This is a genomic window from Xanthomonas codiaei (genome assembly GCF_002939785.1).
GTDB classification, from domain to species: domain Bacteria; phylum Pseudomonadota; class Gammaproteobacteria; order Xanthomonadales; family Xanthomonadaceae; genus Xanthomonas; species Xanthomonas codiaei.
Map to the genome: position 1 here is coordinate 1 of NZ_MDEC01000064.1, position 4,949 is coordinate 4,949.

4 protein-coding genes are annotated in these 4,949 nt (G+C 63.0%); all 4 read right to left on the reverse strand.

What is annotated here, in order from left to right; genetic code table 11:
* Positions 1-872 precede the first annotated feature (872 nt).
* Positions 873-1,655, reverse strand: a complete 783-nt coding sequence (gene istB, locus XcodCFBP4690_RS21950; RefSeq protein WP_104544375.1) for an IS21-like element helper ATPase IstB — start codon at positions 1,653-1,655, stop codon at positions 873-875.
* The gene (gene istA / locus XcodCFBP4690_RS21955; RefSeq protein ID WP_104544376.1) at positions 1,655-2,665 is read right to left on the reverse strand and encodes an IS21 family transposase; all 1,011 of its coding nucleotides are present in this window, start codon (positions 2,663-2,665) and stop codon (positions 1,655-1,657) included. Before istA ends, istB begins: the two co-directional genes overlap by 1 nt.
* Positions 2,666-2,948: 283 nt before the next feature.
* On the reverse strand, positions 2,949-3,422 hold the full coding sequence (locus XcodCFBP4690_RS22605) for a hypothetical protein (protein ID WP_146092027.1): 474 nt from the start codon (positions 3,420-3,422) through the stop codon (positions 2,949-2,951).
* Positions 3,423-3,504: 82 nt separating this feature from the next.
* Positions 3,505-4,833: a cadherin-like domain-containing protein gene (locus XcodCFBP4690_RS21960; protein WP_104544377.1), complete on the reverse strand. Its 1,329-nt coding sequence runs from the start codon at positions 4,831-4,833 to the stop codon at positions 3,505-3,507.
* Between the last annotated feature and the right edge of the window lie 116 nt (positions 4,834-4,949).

Here is a 4,949-nt window from a genome sequence, read left to right on the forward strand (position 1 = left end):
CATCCGGGGCTCCTGGGGGCTGGGTTGGTGTGGTAACCCCCATCTTCCAGATCGGCCCCGGATGAACAACCTACTGAGAGATCACATCTAGCTCGGGGCCAGCTTATGTTGCTGTCATGAGGAATACCGCGTCTGACTGCGACAGCGGCTTGATCGAATCAGTTGCAGGTGTAGTTCAAGCATCCCGCGTCACCATCTGTTTTTCAGTCTGCCGGCGTCGCCTTGTCACGGTGAGCAGTTTATTTTGGCGATCGGCAAACCCGCAGATGTAACGAAAGCGGCGGCGAAGAGCGACGGTCCCAAGTATTTCCAGCGTGACATGGTTCTTTGGAACCCGTGGGCGCATGTCTTGCTTGAGGATCGGCACGACGCTGACGTCAGTGTGGGGGGAGATCCACGTCCGGCAAGCTCACGCCCAATCGTTCCCGTACCTTTGCCGACGCAGCCGCATCGGCTTTGGCGACAATATCCATCCCTCGCAAGAACACCGCCGTACTGGGACTGGCTTGGTAGAGCCCCCTGAAGCCTAGCCTGCTTATGCGGCAGGCGCATCCAGTCGCTGCCTCGCCCCTCATGATTAATGTGATGCGGGGCGCGTCGGGCCCCTGCGCTCCATTCTTCCACTTGAATGCGAGGAGGATTTCCCAATAGCCGACTGGGTGCCATTCCATGCGGCAGGTGGTTAGACGGAATCCCGACCGTTCATAAGATTCGACGTAGAGACGTTCCAGCGCCTGCGTGTCAAGGCCGATTAAATCTGACCCACTTTCCGTCGGATCGCCGAAGTAAACCTGACCCACCCGGGGTCGTTTTCACCGCCCTGTTCGGCTGCTACGGGCTGGACCCTACGCAGCCGAGCAGCGCGGCGCCGGTCATGCCATCGCCGTCCCCCGGCTAACCGTCTGTCCGGCTTTGCGCTTGTCCTTCAACCGGTAGCTCTCGCCGCTGATCTGCACGATGTGGGCGTGGTGCAGCAGCCGGTCGAGCATGGCCGCCGTCAGCGTCTGGTCGTCAGCGAAGGCGCTATGCCATTGCGTGAACGGCAGGTTGCTGGTGAGCACCATCGAGCCGCGCTCGTAGCGCTTGGCCACGACGTTGAAGAACAGATTGGCCTCATCGCGCCCGAAGGGCAGATAGCCGATCTCGTCGACCACCAGCAGCTTCGGCCCGAGCACCGCCCGATTGAAGTACGCCTTGAGCCGATTCTGGGCCTTGGCCGCAGCCAGTTGCATCATCAGATCGGCCGCAGTGATGAACCGCGCTTTGTGCCCCGCCATGACCGCACGCTGGCACAGCGCCAGGGCAATATGGGTCTTGCCCACGCCGCTGGGCCCGAGCATCACCACGTTCTCGGTGCGCTCGACAAAGGCCAGGTGGCCGAGCTCGACGATCTGCGCCTTCGGGGCGCCACCGGCCTGGGCCCAGTCGTACTGCTCAAGTGTCTTGATGGCCTGCATCGTCGCAAGGCGCATCAGCACCGTGCGCTTGCGCTCCTCGCGGGCCACGTACTCGCTCACGAGCACGCGCTCCAGGAAGTCAGCCAAGCTGGCGTCGTCGCGCGCCGCCTCCTGCGCCAGGGCCGGCCAATCACTGCCTACCCGGGCGAGCTTCAACTGTTCGCACAGCTCGGTGATGCGCTCGTGCTGCAGGCCCATCACACCCCCTCCAGCAACGCGTCATAGACCGAGAGCGGATGCTGCAGGCTCTGCAACGGCAGCACCACGCGCTGGCGGATCGGTGGCGGCGCCTTCAGCGCCGGTGCTGCCAACATGACCGCACGCTCCTCTGCCAGGCGCACTGCCGGCACCGCCTTGGTGGTGGCATGCACGCGGACGTTGGCGACCTCGTCGAGCCAGCGCCGGACGTGGACGTTGGCCAGCTCGGCATCGAGCCGCAGTCCGCTGGTTTCCAGCGTTGCCACCAGCGGGACCACGAAGCTGCCCTTGAGGTAGGCGTTGAAGCGTTCGACCTTGCCCTTGGTCTTGGCGCGGTAGGGCCGGCACAGCCGGGGCGTGAAGCCGCAGGTGTCGGCGAGCTCGCGCAGTGCGTTGTTCCAGCGGTACTGACCTTCGCCGTAGGCATCGCGCTCGATGACGACGGCCTTGGTGTTGTCGAACAACACGTGCTCGGGCACGCCGCCGAAGTAGTCGAATGCCTCGCGCAGTCCAGTGCGCAGGGTCGTGACGTCCTCGCCCGCACAGGCCACGAACTTCACGTAGCTCGCCCGGCTATAGCCCAACGTGGCCACTATCGCCAGCAGCGGATCACGGCCACGACGCACGTAGGTAAAGTCCGCCTGCATCTGCTGGCCCGGCGGCGTCTCGAAGCGCACCAGCGGCTCGGGCTCGAACTGCTTGAGTGGCGCAAGGAACGACTTGAGCTGGCTGATGCCGCCCGTATAGCCCCGTGCCTGGATCTCGCGCAGCAGCACGGTCGCCGGGATCCAGCGCGGATGCGCCTGCGCGACACGCTCGCGCAGATAAGACCGCCAGGTGTCGAGCTTGCACGCCCTCGGCGCGCGCGGGCCGTATCGCTGCGCATCCTGGCCGCGCAGGTACCTGCGCACCGTGTTGCGCGAGCACTCCAACTGCTTCGCAATCGCTCTGACACTCTCACCCCTACGGGCCATGACACGTATTTCCACTGCCTGCTCCTGAGTCAACATCAGCAGCCTTCAAAAGGCCGCTATCGTGGCCCAGGTGGGTCATTTCTACTTCGGCGATAGGGGTCAGTTTTACATCGGCGATGACACCTGCGGCGTAATGCCGGTATGAGGTACCTCAGGGACAGAGCTGCCGTCGGACTACAGCCCAACAGAGCTGGAACCGCATGCCAGAAAGGGGAACTAGAATGCTCCAGGCGGCCAGACTCTCCTAAGCCTTTGTCACTGGCAGCCTATGCATCCCCATTGCTGCCGGGAGATAACGCGTATTCATGAACCCGTATCGTCAGGGTGTGGGAATACCCATTTCGGGCAAGCTCACCCCCAACCGTTCCTTAACCTTTCTCAATGCAGCTGTTTCGGCTTTGATGACAACACCAAAGCCCCGGAGGCGTGCTTTCGGGTCAGGATTATCAGCATCGAGCCCCCTGACAGTTTCCCTGCTCACCTCGCATGGACACCCAGGTTCATAGCCCGAGATGACCAGCGTAGAGCCGGGAGCACTCGGCCCCTTCGGTACACTGCTCAATTGAAATTCAAGTACGGTGCTCCAAAAGCCGGACCTATTCGAATACTCCTTGCGGCTGGCAAGCCGAAATCCAGATTGTTCGTAAGCCTCAATGTAAGCGCGTTCCAGAGCATTACGCGACATGCCGACGTGTGATGTTCCTCTATAGGCGGGACTAGTCGCGGCGGATGGCTGGTTCATCAGTAACCCCAGGGTCAAGGTGGCAATAACGAGCAATCGACGGGCTTGCATGTGGCGGTCTCCGGTTCTTGGGGCATCTTGCCCCCTATAACGATTTCAATGGCCACCGCCCGTCGGGGGCGGCGGCCATCGCTCAGTCGCGCCGTACCACCAGACCTGTCTGCGCAACCAGCAGATCGATCCCCGACACCGCGCCGCCCAGCAGTGCGGCCCATCCAGTGTTCCCCAATCCCGTCGGGTATGTTCCGGCCGTGGCCATCCAGTCGATCACGGGCTGGCTGGACGCACCCAGGTTGACGACGATGTAGCCACCGCCCTGAACGCTTCCGGCAGCGGCGGACGCACCGACAACAATGCTCATCGCATTGTCGCGGGGCGGGTTCTTCGACACCACCAGGGTGATGCTCGCACTGGCGGGCAGCTTGCCGTCGCTGACCGAGTAGGTGAACGCGTCGGTACCGACGAAGCCGCTTTTCGGGCGATACGTGTAGCTGCCATCGCTGTTGCGCGTCAGCGACCCCTTCGCCGGCTTGGTGAGGCTCAGCGTCAGCGCATCGCCGTCCGGGTCGTTGACCAGGCAGTCGAAGTCGATCCGCACGCTGCCGTCCTTCTGTACCTGGTACGAGGCACTTTGGGCGGTGGGTGCGCGGTTCACCTTCTGCACCGTGATGTTCACCATGGCTACGCCCGACTGCGCATCGCCATCGGTCGCCCGGTAGCTGAAGCTGTCGGTGCCGTACCAGCCCTTGTCGGGCGTGTAGGTGTAGCTGCCATCGGCGTTGAGCGACAGCTTGCCGTGAGACGGCGCGCAGACCAGCAAGGAGGCGAGCCGGTCGCCGTCGGCATCGGTGTCGTTGCCGAGCACATCGATGCGCACGGCGGCACCGGCCATGGTGGTGGCCTTGTCGTCCTTGGCCACTGGTGTGCGGTTCGGCGCCAATACCGTGATGCTGACGGTGACCGGCCTGGAGTCGAGTGCGCCATCGGTTGCCACGTACTTGAACGTGTCGGTCCCGACAAAGCCGGACTTCGCCGTATAGCTGAAGCTGCCGTCGCGGTTGCGGGTAAGCGTGCCGTTCTTGGGCGAGGTGGCGAGCTTGGCGATCAGGCCGTCGCCGTCGATATCGCTGTCGTTGGCGAGCACGTCCATGCGCGTTGCCACGCCGGCACGTACGGTGAAGGCATCCGCGGCTGCGACTGGCGCCTGGTTCACAGGCGCCACGCGAATCCAGACCATTGCCGGGTTGGAGCGGTACTGACCATCGAACGCCTGGTAGCTGAAGCCGTCAAGGCCGTACCAATTCGCGTCCGGCGTGTACGTATAGGTACCGTCCGGATTGAGCGACAGGCTACCGTGGCTTGGGCCGCAGACCAGCACGGCCTGCAGGTCGTCACCGTCGGAAACACGAGCTTGATCGCCCAGGAGCCAGAGGACTGCAACTCCTTGTGGCGGCCTGGCCAATCGGAATCTGGACTGCTCACACGATTTGACCTAGGGAAGGTCTGAACAACGAGACCTGACAGGGCGGAAGGTGGCGTCGTTCCGAAGAGTGGCTTTTGGAACTTCGGAATTTCGCC